General features: G+C 40.0%; 14 protein-coding genes. 3 read left to right on the top strand and 11 right to left on the bottom strand.

All coding sequences use genetic code 11. The features are described from left to right. Nucleotides 1–77: 77 nt before the first annotated feature. From iolB to P3L37_RS05560, 9 genes are all read right to left on the bottom strand, one after another. Nucleotides 78–908, bottom strand: coding sequence for a 5-deoxy-glucuronate isomerase (gene iolB, locus P3L37_RS05600; RefSeq protein WP_004913292.1), 831 nt, complete (start codon nt 906–908; stop codon nt 78–80). A gap of 187 nt (nt 909–1,095) precedes the next feature. Beyond that, nucleotides 1,096–1,989, bottom strand: coding sequence for a myo-inosose-2 dehydratase (iolE, locus tag P3L37_RS05595; RefSeq protein WP_004913294.1), 894 nt, complete (start codon nt 1,987–1,989; stop codon nt 1,096–1,098). Nucleotides 1,990–2,019: 30 nt separating this feature from the next. Further along, entirely contained in the window at nt 2,020–3,924 is a 1,905-nt protein-coding gene (locus P3L37_RS05590) for a bifunctional 5-dehydro-2-deoxygluconokinase/5-dehydro-2-deoxyphosphogluconate aldolase (protein WP_110732111.1), read from the bottom strand. 25 nt (nt 3,925–3,949) lie between these two features. Next, nucleotides 3,950–5,083 carry a Gfo/Idh/MocA family protein gene (locus P3L37_RS05585; RefSeq protein ID WP_004913299.1) on the bottom strand — a complete coding sequence of 378 codons (1,134 nt, stop codon included), beginning with the start codon at nt 5,081–5,083 and terminating at the stop codon, nt 3,950–3,952. Between the two features lie 316 nt (nt 5,084–5,399). After that, nucleotides 5,400–5,828, bottom strand: coding sequence for a PTS sugar transporter subunit IIA (locus tag P3L37_RS05580; protein ID WP_004262128.1), 429 nt, complete (start codon nt 5,826–5,828; stop codon nt 5,400–5,402). Between the two features lie 54 nt (nt 5,829–5,882). Then, nucleotides 5,883–7,289 carry a sugar porter family MFS transporter gene (locus tag P3L37_RS05575; RefSeq protein WP_004913304.1) on the bottom strand — a complete coding sequence of 469 codons (1,407 nt, stop codon included), beginning with the start codon at nt 7,287–7,289 and terminating at the stop codon, nt 5,883–5,885. Between the two features lie 392 nt (nt 7,290–7,681). Next, nucleotides 7,682–8,668 (bottom strand): inositol 2-dehydrogenase, encoded by a 987-nt coding sequence (iolG, locus tag P3L37_RS05570; protein WP_272667426.1) that lies wholly within the window; start codon nt 8,666–8,668, stop codon nt 7,682–7,684. 582 nt (nt 8,669–9,250) lie between these two features. Then, complete coding sequence (gene iolD, locus P3L37_RS05565; RefSeq protein ID WP_110732113.1) at nt 9,251–11,188, bottom strand: 3D-(3,5/4)-trihydroxycyclohexane-1,2-dione acylhydrolase (decyclizing); 1,938 nt, start codon at nt 11,186–11,188, stop codon at nt 9,251–9,253. Between the two features lie 12 nt (nt 11,189–11,200). Then, nucleotides 11,201–12,712, bottom strand: a complete 1,512-nt coding sequence (locus P3L37_RS05560; protein WP_004913311.1) for a CoA-acylating methylmalonate-semialdehyde dehydrogenase — start codon at nt 12,710–12,712, stop codon at nt 11,201–11,203. Between the two features lie 393 nt (nt 12,713–13,105). Between P3L37_RS05560 and P3L37_RS05555 the strand changes: the two genes are divergently transcribed. Continuing rightward, on the top strand, nt 13,106–13,942 hold the full coding sequence (locus tag P3L37_RS05555) for a MurR/RpiR family transcriptional regulator (protein ID WP_004913314.1): 837 nt from the start codon (nt 13,106–13,108) through the stop codon (nt 13,940–13,942). Nucleotides 13,943–14,174: 232 nt separating this feature from the next. After that, the gene (locus P3L37_RS05550; protein WP_239466005.1) at nt 14,175–15,170 is read left to right on the top strand and encodes a hypothetical protein; all 996 of its coding nucleotides are present in this window, start codon (nt 14,175–14,177) and stop codon (nt 15,168–15,170) included. A gap of 110 nt (nt 15,171–15,280) precedes the next feature. Here the strand turns inward: P3L37_RS05550 and P3L37_RS05545 are convergent, their stop codons facing one another. Beyond that, entirely contained in the window at nt 15,281–15,535 is a 255-nt protein-coding gene (locus tag P3L37_RS05545) for a helix-turn-helix domain-containing protein (protein ID WP_004913320.1), read from the bottom strand. Between the two features lie 909 nt (nt 15,536–16,444). Between P3L37_RS05545 and P3L37_RS05540 the strand changes: the two genes are divergently transcribed. Beyond that, the gene (locus tag P3L37_RS05540) at nt 16,445–17,329 is read left to right on the top strand and encodes a helix-turn-helix domain-containing protein (protein ID WP_004913323.1); all 885 of its coding nucleotides are present in this window, start codon (nt 16,445–16,447) and stop codon (nt 17,327–17,329) included. A 50-nt stretch (nt 17,330–17,379) separates the two neighbouring features. Here the strand turns inward: P3L37_RS05540 and P3L37_RS05535 are convergent, their stop codons facing one another. Next, nucleotides 17,380–19,413, bottom strand: a complete 2,034-nt coding sequence (locus tag P3L37_RS05535; protein WP_272667428.1) for a TonB-dependent copper receptor — start codon at nt 19,411–19,413, stop codon at nt 17,380–17,382. Nucleotides 19,414–19,589 lie beyond the last annotated feature (176 nt).

The raw sequence follows: 19,589 nt of genomic DNA, 5'->3' as shown, positions 1-19,589 counted from the left end.
CATAAAAAAGCCGGTAAATAGTTACCGGCAAAGATAGATAACAGAACTTAATTCATTCACATATTGCTGTTTTTAACTTACTTTTCACGATGTTTCGCTGCATAGATTTCGCTGTTCACCCAGTTATGGTCTTTTTCCCATGTAAATAACCATTTACGTGTTGGTCCCGCCATCACATTAAGGTAATAGTTATCATAGCCAGCCACTGTCGCCATTGGGTGATACCCTTTTGGTACCATAACAACATCTTTGTTATATACCGCCATGCACTCATCTAACTCGCGGTCGTCAGTGTAAACACGCTGCATACAAAAACCTTGAGATGGATTTAAACGATGATAATAGGTTTCTTCTAGATAAGTTTCATTGGGTTCATTATCGGTGTCATGTTTATGGCTTGGATAAGAGCTGGTGCAGCCTTCATCTGTAAAGACCTCCACGACTAATAAGCTATCAGCGGCTTTATCATCCGGTAAAATATTATGCACGTAGCGCTTGTTATAACCATGGCCACGTTGCTCTGCACCAATATCATCTGGACCAATTAAACGTGTTGGATAGGTGCCCTTTCCTTTAGCACTGCAAACGGCCAATTCAAGATCGGTATCTGCGATGACCTCAGCAAACTCTTGGGCTGTCACATACACAGCATAGGGTTTTTTACGTTCGAAAGGATCCATTCGGTCGCCAATGTTTTCAAACGTTTGATTAGTTGTTTTAATCGTCGCTTTACCTGCTACTAAGACTAAGCACATTTCATTTTCAGAAGCAGGTAAGGAAATAGACTCACCTTGTTTTAATTCGTAAACATCAAAGTGAACATAACCCCAGTTAGCGATTTGTGGAGTGATATGCTGAGTACGCTTATGTGCATCTGGAGCATGGTATTTCGACAATAATTTTGACATAACTTTCCTCTGACACTTTTTAGATTCTAGATAGGCAATTCTTTTTAGTCACTAACCGTTTCATCAATCAAATAGTTCAGTTTGTGGCTAGGCGGCTAGCGCACCAATCCCTAGGAGCATACACAAGTATGTGACTAGGGGGGGTAAGCGAAGCCAACAACGCCACAGACTGAAATATGACGACGATTTAGATTAAACCCGCATCCTTAGCAAACTTAGACAAATTGTTGTAACCCAATGTGGCATAAGTTAATGGATGCGCAATCGCAGGGTCTTGCTCTGCTTCAACCACCAGCCAGCCATTTTCATATTGGCTATTTTTCAATACCTTAAACACGTCAGGATAGTTAACGCAACCATCACCCGGTACCGTGAACACACCGGCTAATACAGCATCTAAGAAGCTGGTTTTACGGTTTTTAACATCTTTTAGGACATCTGCACGGACATCTTTGCAATGTACGTGATTGATCCGTTTTGCCCAACGTTTAGCCACTTCAACCGGGTCTGCGCCAGCAAAGGTTAAGTGGCCAGTATCTAGCAATAAACCGACCTCATCGCCCGTGTGCTTCATTAGGTTATCAACATCTTCTGCTGACTCAATCACGGTTCCCATATGGTGGTGATAGGCGATTTTCACGCCTTGAGATAAGGTATATTTCGCGAATTCGGTCAGTTTCTTACCGTATTCTTCCCATTTATCGGCTGGGAACAATGGACGCATATGAACAGGTTTGTTTTGGTCGCCATGAATACAGTTGGTCACTTCTGCAAACACCATCACTTTAGCGCCTAAATCACGCAGTAACGCTAAGTGCCCTTGTACCGCTTCAATTTCTTCTTCCACGCTGCGAGATAATAGTTCTCCCGAATACCAGCCTGAAACCAGTTGTAAGTCATGCTGTTTTAAAATCGGCCCTAGAATCTCCGCTTTGCGTGGAAATTTATTACCTAATTCAAAACCAGCGAAACCTGCTTGACGGCCTTCAGTTAAACATGTTTCTAGAGATGTTTCTGCCCCTAAAGTGGGTAAATCATCATTCGTCCATGTCAACGGGTTGATACCAAGTTGGATTGCCATGATGAAGCTCCTGTGTAGGTAAAAGTAATATTATTTACGCTGACGCCATAGGGCTATCAGGTTTAAGTAATTAGTTTTGATTTTCTGAACCAGCTCATCGTCATTGATTTCACCTTTCATCCACTCCAACGAAGGCTTACCAAATAAGGTACGACCAACAGCAAATCCTTTGACGATGGATTTTCCAGCTGCGGCATTAAAACCCGCTTGTAACTCAGCTTGTGGCGCATCAAGCCCTAAGAGTACGACACCGCGGCAATATGGGTCACGCTCTTGAATCAATCGGTCAACCGCATCCCAATTTTCTGCTTGTAGTGGTGGTAATTTCCACCAATCAGGCTTGATACCTAAGTTATAGAAGCGTTTGATTGCGCGTAAATACAGCTCATCATTGCGTTCCATATCTGCGGGTAATATCACTTCAAGCAATAATTCATGCCCTGATTGGCAGCAAGCACTGTAAACTTCTTGAACTGTTTTTTCTTGCTCTAAACGCAGGGGATGGTTGTCTTCTGGATGGAAAAATACCAAACATTTCACAATATGCTCTTTTGGCCAACTGATCAGCTGAGAACCGATATTGCCATGTTCTAAGCACAATGGTCTTGATGCCGGTAGCTCAATTGGACGGCCTATCCACCAACCACGACCAGTCACGTCATTCAATACGTCTTGGCCAAAGGTACTGTCGCAAAGTAGCCCTGCTTTACCTTGTAAATTTGCTTCTTGCGCCACTTCACTACTGGCACGGAAAATCAATTTCTTCAGATAAGGAATACAAGAAATATCAGCACCAGCATTACGAGCCATATCAACAAATTGGATGCGATGGTCGAATGCCATAACACAGAGCTCATTCCACTGTGTGCGACGTGAAGTCACTCGATGTAAATGGTTGAGTATAGGATCGAGATCTGGACGTGGTACTGCCGCAGCACGTTCAAGGTAATTATCTAACTCGATTTTTGTTGGCATTGCAGGCGCACAGCCATGGCGAGAAACCACTAAAGCCCCACAAGCGTTCGCATAAGCACAGGCTTTTTCCCAACCATCACCGTTTAAATAACCGCGTAGTAGACCAGACATAAATGCATCGCCAGCACCTAATACGTTAAGTACTTCAACTCTGACACCATGAACAGTGATCCCTTCGTCCAAGGTTTCGGGGATTGCACCGCTAAATACGGAGCAGCCAAGAGAGCCACGCTTGCATACTAGTTCTGCATCCGTTAATTGACGGATATTTTTAAGGGCTTGTACGGTATCCGTTGTGCCACCAGCAATGTGGAACTCTTCTTCGGTACCTACAATCAGGTCAAACTGCGATAATACTTCTTGTAGCTGCGCAGTCACGCTATCAGAAGCAATAAAGCGCGTTTCTCCGTCCCCCAAAGAGGTCAGCCCCCATAAGACTGGGCGATAATCGATATCAATGGCTGTTTTGACGTTATTACGTTTAGCATATTCCAATGCTTTCAATACCGCCGCGCGGGTTTTCGGATTAGATAAATGCGTTCCTGTAATTGCCAAGCAACGCGCGGATGCAATATATTCTTCCGTAAAATCATTTGGCGTAATCGCCATATCTGCACAGTTATCACGATAGAAAATTAATGGGAAAGTATCCTGATCTTTGATCCCTAAGATAACTAATGCCGTTAATCTGTCTTTGTCTGTAATAAGATGGCTGGTATCACAGCCTACCCGCTGTAATTCCTCACGTAAAAAGCGTCCCATGTGCTCATCCCCCACACGGGCAAGCATTGACGATTTTAATCCTTGTATTGCAGTGCCGAATGCCACGTTTCCAGAAGAGCCGCCTAAATATTTGGCAAACGAACTCACATCTTCTAAACGAGAACCTATCTGTTGTCCGTACAGGTCAACGGCAATACGGCCCATACAGATAACATCTAACTTCTTCTGCTTATCCATTAATTACCCCTTAACTACAACAGAATTAATTGATTTCTTTAACGTTAACCCAACGTTGTTCATCATATGAACGTGCTATCGCGTCTAATATTCGTGATACTTTCCAGCCCTCTTCAAAATCAGGCCACATTGGCTGCCCTGTTGCAACGCCATCAATTAAATCACGCACTTCAACTGTTTTTTGGTCATTAAAGCCAATACCATGGCCTGCACCATTACAAAATGGCGCATAATCCGGGTGCTCTGGCCCCACAAAAATGGTTTTAAAACCTTGACGATTGCTAGGTTCATCATGACGATAGAGCTTTAGCTCTGCCATTCTTTCTTGGGTGAAAGACAGTGTTCCTTTGGTGCCAGTCACCACATAAGTTAGCCCCATTTTACGGCCAGCTGCGATTCGTGAAGTTTCTATGACACCCATTGCGCCACCAGCAAAACGCACCATGGCATGCGCCTGATCTTCATTTTCAACCGTAACCATAACGGCTGACCCCGCTTTTTCTGGACGCTGTTTAATGACAATTTCCATATCACCACAAACGGTTTCAATATCCCCTACGAGGAATTGCGCCATATTAATAATATGTGCAGATAAATCTCCCAGAGCACCTAGGCCAGCTTTTTCTTTAAAACAATGCCAGTGAATCGGCGCGCTAGGGTCAGCCATATAATCTTCATTATGGGTGCCATAAAAATGGATAACTTCTCCAATTTCGCCATTTGCAATGATTTCTTTGGCTAGCTGAGAGGTAGGATTTTTCATATAATTGAACCCCACTAACGTTAAGACTCCCGCCTTTTTAGCCGCTTCGACCATTTCTTTGGCATCTTCAGAATTGAGCGCTAATGGTTTTTCGCAATAAACGTGTTTACCGTGCTTAATTGCCTCCATTGCCATTTCTTTGTGCAGGAAATTAGGCGAACAGATATCCACCACGTCAATATTTGGATCTGCAACTAATTTTCGCCAGTCATCGGTTGCACGATTAAATCCCATTTCCTGAGCTCGGGTCTGTGCTAACTCAGGGGTAATTTCTGCTATCATTTCACGAACCAATTTTCCCTGTAATGGAAAAACGGTTGCTGCTTGTGCATAAGCAATGGCATGAGCTCGTCCTATATAGCCAGTACCTATCATCCCGATACGGATCTCTTTCATCTGTTCTACCTCTCGCTCATTTTTTGTAACACAATGGCTGGCCTAATACTTGTTCCAGATTTTTATTTCAATAATCATGTTATACGGAACATTCGTTTCATTATCAATATTATTAGGAATATTAATTTCATTATGTGATCCAACGTTAACTTTTAATGTAATTAGCTAATATATAAGAAAATAATTATTAATTTCAGAGAGGATGAAAACAATAAAGAGGTAATAACCTGGAATGAAATGAAATAGAATAACTAAAGATGAAATTTATTGAGTATGGGATCAGGTAAAGATCCCATACTCGCTTCAAAACCCAAAGCTAGCGATGAAGAATGCTTAAAAATTCTTCTTTACTTGACGTCAAAGACAATGCATTGGCAATAAACTCATCACTGAAAATCAGTGCAATTTCCCTAAGTACATCAATGTGTTCCCTTGATTTTGCAATCACACCTATTGCGATAAACATCACATTGGTTCGGTCCCATATCACCCCGTCAGGAAATTGAAAAATTTCAACACCGGTATGCAAGATAATATCATTGGCGGACTTAGGTAGATGAGGCAACGTAATGCCATTCCCCAAGAATGTTGATATTTGTTGTTCCCTTTCCGTTAAGAAATGCACACAATCCCTATCAACATAACCTTTATTTTTAAATTCCGTACCCACCATTTTGAGTACTTCAGCTTTATTTCTTGCCTGACAACCTAAATGCAAATTACTTGTGGTTAGTTGTTCTATCATATCCAACCCTCGATTAAGTTAATTAGGTATATTCACACCACCAATAAGTAATAATTACATTGATGAGAGCTCTTCTTCTAATTGCTCTAATGATTTGTTTGATGTTTCTGGTAATAACTTCACCACAAAAACGATAGCTAAGTAGTTTATTACCGCAAAAATTAAGAATACTGGACCTAAACCAAGTTCTGCTTGTAATACAGGGAATAAATAACTCACAATCGCATTCATAATCCACATAAAGAAGACTGAGATCCCCATAGATAACCCGCGGATTTTAAGTGGAAATAGCTCTGCAAGTACTACCCAAGTTAAAAAGCCCATTGTTCCTTGCATAACCCCAACAAACACCGCGCCAAGTAACCAAATTAATGTTGCTTTAACATCCCCGGTTAAGAAGTAGTCTGTTGCTGCAATTAATAAGTGTAACGATGCCATTAGAGCAAAACCACCAACAATCAGTGTCTTACGTTTAAATCGGTCAACAAGGAATAGTACCCCTATCACCATACCACCAACAGAAAACACACCATTTAATACGTTGAAAACTAAAGAAGTTTGCTCAGAAAAACCCGCTGTTTTGAGAATTTCTGTACCATAATACATAATAACGTTAACCCCAGTCGTTTGCTGTAATGCCGCCCACACCATCCCAATTAATACCAATTTAAAAATCCAAGGCGTATTAAAAATTAACGCTAAATTTTGTTTATTGGCATTCGGATGACGTTTAGCTTCCGCAGCTTCAACATCTAATAAGGTCACGATATCTTCATATTCTTGAATAGCACGTTTTTCAGGGCGAATTTGCTTTAAAATTTTCAGCGCTTCTTCACGACGGTTTTTACTCATTAGCCAGCGTGGGCTTTCAGGCGCTTTCCACATACCAAATAATAGGCACAATGCAGGTACCGCCTGCACTAACAACATATAACGCCAGACATCCGGTAGATGACCCCAAATAGAACCGATAATCGCATTGATAGCAAATGCCGCTAACTGCCCGATAACAATAGCAACTTCATTGAGTCCGGTAAGTTTTCCCCGCATTTCAGTCGGGGCCACTTCCGAAATAAATGTCGGTGCTGTCACTGAAGCCCCGCCCACCGCAAACCCCAATATAAACCGAGCAATAAGAAGAACTTCAATGTTTGGAGCCGCCGCAGATAAAAATGCCCCAAATAAAAACAGAAATGAGAGGTAAAGCAAATAAGTACGGCGCCCGACAAAGTCTGCTACACGTCCACCACAAACACTGCCTAATGCCGCGCCCACTAATAGGACACTCATTACCAGCCCTTCCGTGGTTGGCGTTAATCCCATGTTTTCTTTCAGTGATGAAAATGCACCGTTAATGACACCAGTATCATAACCAAATAGTAATCCACCAAAGGTTGCAACCAAGGTTATTTGGTGCAACCTTTTTCTCTGTTGTTGATTGAGATTCATGATTAATGACATATTATTACCTTATTATTTGAATCATTATGTCTTACCAAAAAAACAATTTTTCAATATTTAAATAAATGTTTAATGTTAAATGTTAAATAATGAAATAAGTTTCTGGCACTCTGGTTTGAATCGCTACTTTGCTAGCTTTAGGCCTGATCGATAAACTCTTTGAAAATAGTTTTCGCGAATTTAAAACGATAAATACATCAGTTAAATTAAAGAAAGTAAGATTATAAAAAGCCTCAATTAATCTCAGAATATTGAAAGCCTAAAGAGTATTAAATAAAAGTAAGGTCAGTATTTTATATACTCATTGATAAATGAATATATTTACAATTGCGGCCAAAAATAGATTTTTAACCGCAAGTCTATAATTAAGTTAAATAGTATTACCGTATTAATTACAATTTAACTTCTTTACCTGTTTTTAATGATTCCAGCGCTTTGTCTGCAAGATATAAAGCCAATTCACCATCGGTACCTGTCGTTTCAGATTCCGCACGGCCTGCTAAGATATCAACAAAATGCTGCCACTCTGCTTGGTATGCTTCATGGTAACGTTGTAAGAAGAAATACTCTGGCTTGGCAGATAAACATCCAACTTCGCTTAACAGCGCAACACTGTTCTCTTTAATATTACCTGCCGTTAATAAGCCTTTTTCACCATGTAATTCAATGCGTTGGTCATAACCGTAACCTGAACGACGGCTGTTAGAGATGGTCGCCATTGCGCCAGATGGGAATTTTAAGATAATAAACGCGGTATCAATATCACCTGCTTGACCGATAGCAGGGTCAACAACATTGCTGCCTTGTGCGTAGACAGAGCAAGGCTCTTCGCCAATCATAAAGCGCGCCATATCAAAATCATGAATCGTCATATCTCTGAACATACCACCGGAGGCTTTGACGTATTCCGCAGGTGGTGGTGACGGATCACGAGACGTGATAATCAAAGATTCTGCTTTACCAATAGCGCCTTGTTGGAATAAATTTTTCAAATGGCGAAATTGAGGGTCATAGCGACGATTAAAACCAATAAACAGTGGAACATCATGTTCTTTCACGCTTTTTAAACACTGTTTCACACGCTCAAGGTCGAGATGAACAGGCTTTTCACAGAAGATCACTTTTTTATGTTTGGCTGCGAGTTCGATTAAATCAGCGTGAGTATCTGTGGCTGAAGCGATTAAAACCCCTTGTATATTAGGGTCTTGTATTGCTTCTTCTGTCGTCTGTACTTTTGCTTGGTATTTTTCAGCCAAGGCAACCGCATTCGGTTGATAAGGGTCGATGACAGAATAAAGTTTGGTTTCTTTATGGCCGGCAATATTAACAGCATGAACCTGTCCGATACGTCCTGCGCCGAATAGTGCTATATTGAACATTCAAATGCTCCTTGATACCTTAAATCCACTATTTGGATATTACGGAATATACCAAATAAAACGTTCATTTCAATTTATAATTTTTTGAAAATTATATTTTTGGGCTCTAGATAACAAATGTTATATTAAAGTGTATTTTTAGTGTTATTCAGATCACAAATTGACAATGCAAGCGAATAGCATTTAACAATAAAGTCTGTGTTTGTTGGCATATTAAATTTCCATAACTTCTTTTTTTGTTCTTTCCCTACCTCGCAATAAAACATATATTTCAATAAATAAATTTTCAAACTATAAAAACCATAAAAAAACCCAGCCAAAGCTGGGTATATAATCCAAAATGATTCGAGTTGTGTTGGCGATGAGCGTAACGCTATCCCCATTTAACTTGAAGTATGACGAATATAGAACGGCAAGTGATAACCACTATGCAAATAAAAACCAAAGCAATCCCTGCTAAGTTTCCAGTAACTACCCTACTTAGTTACACATCTGACTCATTAAGAAAACGAAAAACATTCCTCGACGGTAAAACACCGTCGAGTTATTTTGACACTATAAGGCACTAGCGCAATATGTTGATTAATAAAGACGAACTTTATGTTCAACCATCTCTTTAATTTTTTCAGCGGAAGCAACTATTTGAGGCTTTTTAGAAACTTGAGCCGTTCCTGTGCGCCACCAAGCTTCATAACCATCGGTCATTGTTTTCGGAAGTACTTTAATATCAATCAATACACAGCCCGAATGGGACTTCGCGTCTTTCAGTGCAGCAATCAATTGTTCCTCATCATGTACCCGATAACTTTTACAGCCATAGCTTTCTGCGTTTTTAGCAAAATCGACCTTCACTAACGGCCCATCCATCAACCCCGTCTGTGGGTTTCGATGCCGGTTCTCTGTACCAAAACTTCCCATGCCTTGGCTCATCTGCAGATTATTAATACAGCCGAATCCCGCGTTATCAAACAATAAGATGGTGATCTTAATATTCTCCTGAATCGCAGTTTGCAGCTCACTGTGTAGCATTAAATAAGAACCATCTCCGACCATCGCATAAACAGGTTGTTTTGGCGCAGCAATTTTAGCCCCAACAGCAGCGGCAATTTCGTACCCCATGCATGAATAGCCATATTCAAGGTGGTATGTATCCCGTTGTTTTGGTAGCCAAATACGTTGTAAATCACCCGGTAATGAACCTGCAGCCCCGACAATAATGGCATCGTCTTCCATGTATTGCTGCATCAAGCCTAGCACCCGTGTTTGCGCCAATTCTGTACCAAGCGTTTTACGGTACTCTTCAAGCTTGTCATCAAGATGGCCTGCAATTTCAGGGACAAAATCTAATGGCCGATACTGTATACTAAACAAGCGCTCCAGCTCATTTTTCCACTGTTGTTTAGCCTGCTGAATTTCATCCCCCCACTGAGCTTCATAGTGAGAATCTTTCAATTTTACACTCAGTGCTTGTAACGCTTCTTTGGCATCTGCGACCACTTTCAATGCATCTAACTTACTTGCATCAAACTCCGCAACATTGATATTTAAGAACATCACATTCGGATGACTAAATAACGACTTAGAGGCGGTGGTAAAATCCGTAAAGCGAGTCCCCACACCAATCACTAAGTCGGTTTCTTTAGCCAACAAATTTGCCGCTAACCCACCTGTTGTACCAATTCCGCCCATATTCAAGGGATGACTAGCAACGATGGCACTTTTACCTGCTTGAGTTTCGCCAAATGGAATACGGTAATCTTCCGCAAATTGCAAAAATGCGTCGTGAGCTTCGGAATAACGTACCCCACCACCACAGATGAGCAATGGTTTTTTCTTGCCACGAATTAAATTTACGGCTTCTTCGATACTCACCGTTGTCGGTGGTCTACGTTCAATACGATGGATGCGTTTTTGGAAAAAATAATCGGGGTAATCCCACGCCTCACCTTGAACATCTTGAGGTAGGCAAATGGTTACCGCGCCAGTATCCGCAGGGTCAGTTAACACTCGCATGGCATTAACCATCGCCGCCATCAGTTGTTCAGGCCGTGAAACCCTATCCCAATAACGTGAAACCGGGCGAAAACAATCATTAGTACTGATAGTCCCATCACCGTATTGTTCGACTTGCTGCAATACTGGGTCGGGCTGACGAGTCGCAAAGGTATCCCCTGGCAACAATAATAATGGAATACGATTGGCAGTTGCCGTTGCTGCTGCGGTAATCATATTTGCGGCACCGGGGCCAACTGAAGATGTCACAGCAAAAATTTGTTTACGTTTTTTTTGTTTAGCAAAACCCGTCGCAATGTGCGCCATACCTTGCTCATTACATCCTTGATAAACGCGTAGATGACCAGGCGCTTCTTCAAGCGCCTGACCTAAACCCACAACATTACCATGGCCAAAAATCGTAAATACTCCCTGAATAAACGGATATTGCTCACCATCAACATCAACGTATTGTTGGTTTAAAAATTTAACCAACGCCTGAGCGGTCGTCATTTTCTGCTTATTCATACGGGTCTCCGTTTATTCCATGGTTGGCATTGTGAAACTACTTTCATGGTGCTCTAAGCGAACACTGGCAGGCCAACGGCTAGTGACTGTTTTCATGCGAGTATAGAAACGAACACCGTCATTTCCATGTACATTTAATGGACCAAAAATAGACCGTTTCCAACCACCAAAACTGTGGAATGCCATCGGTACTGGAATAGGTATGTTAATTCCGACCATTCCCGCTTGAACATTTTCTTGGAATTCGCGCGCTGTTTCACCATCACGGGTGAAAATAGCCGTTCCATTACCATATTCATGTTGGTTAATCAGTTTCAAACCCGTTTCAAAGTCTGGAACTCGCACTACGGCTAATACAGGCCCAAAAATTTCTTCTTGATAAATGTCCATTTCAGGCGTGACATTATCAAATAATGTTGGCCCTACAAAATAACCATTTTCGAAGCCTTTCACTTTAAAGTCACGGCCATCGACCAATAACGTCGCACCTTGTTTTTCGCCACTGGTAATATAGTCACAGATTTTGGCTTTATGTTGCGTGGAAATCACAGGTCCCATGTCATTTTCTTTACCGTCAGTAATACCAGGACCCACGGACATTTTGGCAATTTGGCCTTTCAGGTTAGCAATGAGCGCATCTGCCGTTTCATCACCGACAGCTAAGACGACGGATAATGCCATACAACGTTCACCTGCAGCACCAAACGCAGCGCCCATAATAGCATTAGCTGCCTGCCCCATGTCTGCATCAGGCATTAAGATACAATGGTTTTTCGCTCCACCGAGTGCTTGGCAACGCTTACCATGAGCGGATGCCGTCGTGTAAATATATTCAGCAATAGGCGTTGAGCCAACAAAACTAACGGCTTGAACTTCTGGTGCAGTTAAGAGCACATCAACGGATTCTTTGTCCCCTTGAACAACATTAAATACGCCATCAGGTAAGCCAGCTTCTTTTAATAATCTAGCTAATGCTAATGCTAATGAAGGATCTTTTTCTGATGGTTTTAAAACAAAGGTATTACCTGTTGCAATAGCTACTGGGAACATCCACATCGGTACCATTGCTGGAAAATTAAATGGCGTGATCCCCGCACAAACACCCAAAGGCTGCATTAATGAGTGGCTATCAACACCTGTAGCAACATTGGCTGAGTGCTCACCTTTTTGTAAGTGAGGAATACCGCATGCAAATTCAACGACTTCCAAACCTCGGGTTAATTCACCTACCGCATCAGAAAAAACTTTACCGTGTTCTCTTGAAATTAAACGCGCCAGCTCATCCATATTCTCTTCAAGTAAAGCTTTAAATTTGAATAAAACCCGAGAACGTTTTAGGGGAGATAGTTTTGACCATTTAGGGAATGCTTTATTCGCAATCTCAATGGCTTTTTTTGTTTCATCGGCACTGCTGAGTACAACTTGAGCAATTTGCTCCCCCGTTGCCGGGTTGAATACAGGCGCAAAACGCCCACTTTTGCTGGATACTATTTCACCACCAATGAAATTATGAATCTGTTCCATGTTGCCTCTCTTTAGCTGACAGAGTTACCTTGTTACTCAATGTATATGAAATATTTATTTCATTTACAACTAAATTTGAAATAACATTCAATTTATGTGATCTAGACAAAGTTTTTGTGAAATTTTAATCGCGACTAAAAAAATACCAATCCTAAACTTATGTCCATCACCTATTTATTGGCTATTTTGCCGTTGTATTGAGCTAAACATGGCCTTCTTTCAATCAAGAAAATAAGAGAGCAAATTGATGTAAGCTGTTCAATTTATTATCCCAAATTCAAATTATTTCACGATCCTAAAAAAAGAAAATTTTTAAATATGAACTAAGTGTTTCAAAAAGATTCGACTAACGCTGTAAAACAACTACAATTAGAGCCAAATTCTGGAGGTTATATGTCAAGTGCATCAAATTTAAATGAGTTTCAAGAGCAAGTTCGCTCACGATATGACGAACTAAGTAAACGGTTACAGCAAGTGGCACGCTATGTATTAGATAATACGAATAGTGTGGCATTTGATACCGTTGCCGTCATTGCAAAGGAAGCTAAGGTTCCGCCTTCGACGCTGATCCGCTTTGCAAATGCTTTTAATTTCAGTGGGTTTAATGAAATGAAACAATTGTTTCGTATGAACCTTGTGGAAGAAACGGCCAGCTACACAGATAGAGCCCGTATGTTTCGTGAAATGGATGGTTCCCAAGAACTGAGTGATGACCCCTCACAAATTTTGAAGGAGTTCGCTCATTCTAACGCCCAAGCGTTACAACAAATGGCAGCCAGAACCCCTGCTGAAGATATTGAAAAAGCCGTATCACTTTTAGCGAATGCACAGAATATCTACATTATCGGTTTGCGTCGTTCATTCAGCGTTGCAACATATTTAAGTTACGCACTTAGCCATTTGGAATGCCGCCCTGTCCTTATTGATGGGCTTGGTGGAATGTTCAAAGAGCAGATCAGTCGGATCAGTGAAAACGACGTTGTAATTTCAATCAGTTTCACACCTTACGCCTCAGAAACTGTCATGGTAAGTGAGAAAGCGGCTCAAGCGGGTGCACAGCAAATCGTGATTACTGATAGTCAAATCAGCCCATTGGCAAGTTTCAGTGATGTTTGTTTTGTTATCAAAGAAGCCCAAGTAGATGCATTTCGTTCGCAGTCAGCCACCTTATGTTTAGCACAATCACTAACCGTTGCATTAGCCTATCGTCAAGGCAGCAGCTTAGTCTAGTTATACGGCTCTGTAATTAAACACCTCCATTAATTCAGAGCCCCTTCCTACCTTTTCCCTGATTAACATAAACGTCATTATTGAATACTAATTAAGTTTCATCTTTTTCTTTAATTTGTGAATCCCATCAGAAAATACAAGTTCTAAAATAACAATAAAATGAAATTATTATTTCACCCTGTTATGTTGGAATTATATCGCGTGTTAGATAAACCAAGAATAAGGGCTAAGCATGTTAAATACACACTTTCTTTATTTACTCGGCCACCTGCGTTTACTTGAAGAACAGCATTCTGTCACGTCAATTAATCGTTCTGGTATTGGTTTAATCGGCACTGCACCTTATAACCAACTTTATATAAATGCGATAAAATGCTGCACCCATCATAGTGAGCTAAAGTCAATTTGCCATTTGTCCCCATCTCTTCCTTCTATGACTGACTTCATGTGCCAAAAGAAAAAAATAGAAGCGCTAATCAACAATGATGACGTTGATTGCATCATAGTGACATCCACTTGTAGTGATGAATTACTAAAGTTTGCTATTCAGACAGCGGTAACTGCTGGAAAAGATGTTCTATTGAATGATATCCCTAACTTTAGTGAAAGCGAACTGAATGAAGTATTAAAGCAAGCCATGCGTCATGACGTATTTATTGACTACAACCAACCTTTGAGCTCTGATAACCAGTTCAATCAAATAAAAGCATCTTTAATGCCTAAACATGGTAGCGAAACAGGGTTATTACGTATCACAACACACCGAATAGTAGAGCCAGAAAACCAACTACCATTCAATATATTACGAAACACCATCACAAAGAACATAGAATTATTGTTATCACTAATGCCTGATTTTGTCCTTTCACTTCCTTCTATTCAGTTCTCGCATCCCTTCAATCAAAGATCCGATGGCGACGTCTTAATAATTAATTTACGCCAAGAAAACGGTTTATTGGTTTCATTTGAAATCTTTTTTAATACAGGAAAGATCTCAGACAAACTATCATTGAAGCAGTGCAATAACCGCTATGAGGTAGAGAAAAAACTTTCTTTTAATGAAAAATATCAAGAGGTTAATCAAGATAATTTCATTGTAAAGCAACTTGACCAATTTGTTTTAAGGCTCAGTAGTAATACAAAATTAGCTAAGATTAATCAATGGAGCCGCGCTAATGAGCTAACAGATAAAGTAATAAAACAGTTAAATATCTATGGATATATTTGATTACCATAAAATATAAAGATTATTCTGATAGAAACAGAACACATTATTATATTAGTGGGTTATATAATAATACTCTAAAATTTAATGTAACATAATCAAATTACTTATAATCAGTGTATTAACCTACACGTTCCACTATTTACATTGACAATCCCATATAAAAAAGAAGCCGGGTCAACATTGAAGAGGTATGCAAATTGGAATAATGAATCAACATCAATACAACTCTCTCCTGTCTCAAATCGATTCATTTCTTCTTCTGTTACACCGATTAAACTCGCCATTCTTTCTATCGATATTTTATGGTTTTCTCGTTGTTTTCGGATTTTTATCCCTAGCATTTTAGCAATACTTTCTTTCCCCATAATAACCTCTACTAAATATTAAAATTAATATAATTAACCGGCGCGTAAATTATCACCAACCATAAATTTATAAATTGACTTAAAATAATAAAACCCTAATTAAATAAGTCATTTAAAGACCATTCATTTATGATTTAAAAAACCAAACCATTAGCTAACTTACTGATATAAAAAGGCTAGGTGATTTTCATCATTACATTTAACTCGTGAAGCTGGTCACATTATTTAATCTCACTATCAATAGTTAAATTTACATTATTATCAGTCGACGACTAAAAGTTGTATTTTCAAGTTAACTAAAATTCTAGCTTAGCTCTTCAGTTAGATAAAACTATCTTGCTTGATTTAATGTTATAACCTTAAGAAATTAGTGACAATTTGTATTCATGCGTATCAATAAGTTTCCAGAAGATAATTATAATAAATTGAATTTTTTCACATCATAAAAAAAGACGTTTTTTTTTATTTATTAGTCGGAATTACAACATTAAATTTAGACGATAAAGCAAAATATTTCATATTATGCTTATAATACTAAATGACCTTTTCAGATTAATGGTTTACATTACACACCTCTTATATTGAGCCTCAAAAATAGATTACTTCAACAGGCTGTTTTCGATAAAAATAAAATTACTTCACCCTATTTATGCCATGTTCATTACTTTCAGTCCATACTGCAATATGTAAAAATTAGATAAATTACACAAACTCTAAATAGGTGTATTTAGGTAATATTCCTACTTTTTTACTTCCCAAAACTTACTTAACTTCACATCTTTTTAATAAAATTGTCAGTTGGCGTGGTATCATATTACGAGCACCTATGAATACTTACCTGTCATAACCTTGATGTATTTTATGGCTTATTATTTTTTTGGTAAGTAAAAGAGACCTGAAAGGAAAATCATGCTACAAGAAAGTGTTATCAGGGAAATCATTCTCTGGATAGAACAAAATTTAGAATCTCGCCTATCCCTAGATACTGTTGCCGATAAATCAGGATACACCAAATGGCACTTTCAGCGCCTGTTTAAGAACCAAACAGGGCTCGCGCTTGGTTCCTATATCCGAGCAAGACGCCTTTCTTGTTCTGCTGTCGCATTACGACTAACAAATGACAGCATAATGGATATTTCTCTGAGGTACCGTTTTGACTCACAACAAACTTTTTGCCGCGCGTTTAAAAAGCAATTTAATCTCACGCCTTCTGAATATCGAAAACGCGAAGGTTGGAAGATTGAAGGGTTCTGTTTACCTCTACGAGAAAGTAAAGAGTTAAATGTTCGAGTTAAATTGACTCAATTACCAGCCATTAATTTACTCGGCACTAAACATCGTTACACTAAAGATATTAATGAGTGGAACCTAAAAACGGATGAGCTACGCCGATACTATTGGAAAGCTTTTTTCGATAAAAACCCTTATGTCACTCAGCATTTATATGCAATTCATGGTGTAGACCAAAGTGCGAATGCAGAAGGCCATTTCCTATATACCACGGCTCTAGATGAACAAGATGTAGAGATTGCACTTCCCCAGACAACCCATTTACAATTACCTGCAGGTAATTATTTAGAAATCAAGATAACCAGTAGCCTTCATGGTATAGATTACAATGATATTATTTATACTGCTTATGGGAAGGTACTTGCTGAAATGGACATCGTCCGTGGCGAGGGACCAGATGTAGAACAATATGTCCTGAAATCGAAGCCCTCTTATGAAGCGTTCGTGAATGACTCACGAAATTTTATTCAAGAGCTAAATTACTATATTCCTGTTATTATTTAATAAATAGCAAACAACCCATACGGAAACTGTACGGGTTGTTTACCTAATAATTAAAATGTCACATTAATTTTTGCCCAGAAATTTCTTCCTGGTTCATTTACTGGCACATTGGATGAATAACCAAAACCGCTATTTCCAGCTAAGTTAAGGTGCTCACTGTAGGTTTTGTCGAACAGGTTATCAACGCCTGCGCTTAACTTCATGTTTTCATTAATTGTATATGCTGTATTTAATGAAAAAATCGTAAAACCTGCACTTTTACTAAAGTCTTTACCCACCACATTGCCATCGTTTATAGCAACGCGATTTTGGCGGCTAACAACGCGTACTAAACCTGTCGTGGTCCAATCGCCTTTTTCCCATGATAAGCCAAAACGGCTTTCCAACGGTGGCATCTGCGGTAATGCCTTTCCATCTGTGCGATTTTCTCCCCACGAATAAGCCAAGCTTGCATCTGCTTTCCATTCATCACTGAGTTTTTGTGCTACACCGAGCTCGCCCCCCATGATTAACGCATTCACATTTTCAACCTGACTCATTCTTGGGTTTGTTGCGCTATAGCGGAAAAGAATAAAGTCATCAACATGCCCCACATAAGCAGAAACCCAGGCATTGGTATCTTCATGACTATATTTAGCACCAATATCTAACTGAGTCGTTTTTTCTGTTTTTAGCTTATCAAACACATTATTGCTACCATCTGGGCCAAGTTTAGGCGAGAACAGCTCCCAATAATCCGGAAAGCGTTCGGTATAGCCGACACCTGCATATAGCATAATAGGCGTGCCAGATAATGAATGCTCATAACGCGCAAAGCCCGCTGGCATCACCGTATTACGCCCTGAAGAACCTACTTCTGTATTATTTTCAACTATCACGCGATCTAAACGAGCTCCACTGACCACTTTGCCTTGTTCAGTCGCATGCCAAGTTAATTCACTAAAAACACCATAGTCTTGGAATTGTGCATCTTTTTTCCAGCTATTATTATTGTTTTTACGGTGTTTATTGGTCTGCATGTCAGCCCCTGCACGCAGTTCATAATCTTTCCACAACCATGTTCCCATGGTACGGCCACCCATGGTTTCGCGATCAACACGCATTTTCATTGGCATATTCATCATACCGTGGCCTCCATGCCCCATATGGCCACCGCTCATTCCACCGCCTGATGGAGAGCGAAGCGAGTAGTTATCCATAATATGGTCGGCATAATTGTAGTAAATATTAGCCTCAATTTTATCAAATACCTCGCCGATATTACTCTTTTCAAAGCGCAAGCCTAAGCTTTCGCGTTTAAATTGAGCCCCATCCATTCCTCTCCCCGCATAGCGAGCTTCCCCATCACCTTTACCGGCGGTCAGTTCTAATAATGTGTATTCATCAGGCGTCCAGCCAACAGCAATATCTGCATTCCACTTATCCCACTTCGAAGGAACCTTATCACCATTGCCATCTTTATAATCATTTGAACGTGATTTATTACCAATGACACGAATATACCCCGTTTCATTACCTAAACTGATATCTGCATTGCCATCCCAACGCTCATTAGATGCTGTTAAGGCACTTGCGTTGCCTTTAATACCCGCTTCAGTAAATAGCGGCTTTTCGCGCTCAAAACGGATTGTTCCAGCAGAATTTCCTGGCCCCCATAAAACAGTTTGCGGGCCTTTAATCATATTCAGTACATCAAAGTTTTCAGGTGAAATATAAGAAGTCGGCGCATCCATACGAGAAGGACACGCACCTAACATTTCACTATCATTGGTTAAAATACGCAAACGAGAGCCGAACATGCCACGAAAAACCGGATCACCGTTAGTTCCACCATTACGTATTTGTGAAAAACCAGGAATGGTTTTGAGGTAATCAGAACCATCACTTGCAGGGACTGGCTGCCTTGGTGTCTTTGGCGACGTGGTGATTGTTAATGGCGAATCAACAGGCGCCGTCACAATCATTACTGAGTTTTCAGAAATAGGGCTTTGATTATCTTCATTTTTCGCTAATGTTGATGCCGTAAAAATCGCACTAATTACCAGTGTCGCAATAGGAGCCACTTTAAAAACGTGTGTATTCATTTTTCACCTGTTTCTTAGAAAAGGAAGATGCTACCTTCATCTTTTAGGCTGCAAACACATTTCAGCTCCCACAGATAAATTGCTTAATAAGCAAAGAAATTCAAGGCGAGCGAACGCGTTTTGCCCAGTGAAGGCAAAATAGCAATAAATTGATTTGTAATATTTACAATGCTAAG

This window comes from Providencia sp. PROV114, from assembly GCF_032704305.1.
In the GTDB taxonomy this organism is placed as follows: domain Bacteria; phylum Pseudomonadota; class Gammaproteobacteria; order Enterobacterales; family Enterobacteriaceae; genus Providencia; species Providencia rettgeri.
Note: the sequence above shows the minus strand (reverse complement) of the source record. Positions and strands in the feature narration are given on the sequence as shown.

Excerpts from the sequence above, each read along its gene's own strand:
- iolB (WP_004913292.1), bottom strand. The coding sequence starts at position 908 with ATGTCAAAATTATTGTCGAAATACCATGCTCCAGATGCACATAAGCGT.
- iolE (WP_004913294.1), bottom strand. The coding sequence starts at position 1,989 with ATGGCAATCCAACTTGGTATCAACCCGTTGACATGGACGAATGATGAT.
- P3L37_RS05590 (WP_110732111.1), bottom strand. The coding sequence starts at position 3,924 with ATGGATAAGCAGAAGAAGTTAGATGTTATCTGTATGGGCCGTATTGCC.
- P3L37_RS05585 (WP_004913299.1), bottom strand. The coding sequence starts at position 5,083 with ATGAAAGAGATCCGTATCGGGATGATAGGTACTGGCTATATAGGACGA.
- P3L37_RS05580 (WP_004262128.1), bottom strand. The coding sequence starts at position 5,828 with ATGATAGAACAACTAACCACAAGTAATTTGCATTTAGGTTGTCAGGCA.
- P3L37_RS05575 (WP_004913304.1), bottom strand. The coding sequence starts at position 7,289 with ATGTCATTAATCATGAATCTCAATCAACAACAGAGAAAAAGGTTGCAC.
- iolG (WP_272667426.1), bottom strand. The coding sequence starts at position 8,668 with ATGTTCAATATAGCACTATTCGGCGCAGGACGTATCGGACAGGTTCAT.
- iolD (WP_110732113.1), bottom strand. The coding sequence starts at position 11,188 with ATGAATAAGCAGAAAATGACGACCGCTCAGGCGTTGGTTAAATTTTTA.
- P3L37_RS05560 (WP_004913311.1), bottom strand. The coding sequence starts at position 12,712 with ATGGAACAGATTCATAATTTCATTGGTGGTGAAATAGTATCCAGCAAA.
- P3L37_RS05555 (WP_004913314.1), top strand. The coding sequence starts at position 13,106 with ATGTCAAGTGCATCAAATTTAAATGAGTTTCAAGAGCAAGTTCGCTCA.
- P3L37_RS05550 (WP_239466005.1), top strand. The coding sequence starts at position 14,175 with ATGTTAAATACACACTTTCTTTATTTACTCGGCCACCTGCGTTTACTT.
- P3L37_RS05545 (WP_004913320.1), bottom strand. The coding sequence starts at position 15,535 with ATGGGGAAAGAAAGTATTGCTAAAATGCTAGGGATAAAAATCCGAAAA.
- P3L37_RS05540 (WP_004913323.1), top strand. The coding sequence starts at position 16,445 with ATGCTACAAGAAAGTGTTATCAGGGAAATCATTCTCTGGATAGAACAA.
- P3L37_RS05535 (WP_272667428.1), bottom strand. The coding sequence starts at position 19,413 with ATGAATACACACGTTTTTAAAGTGGCTCCTATTGCGACACTGGTAATT.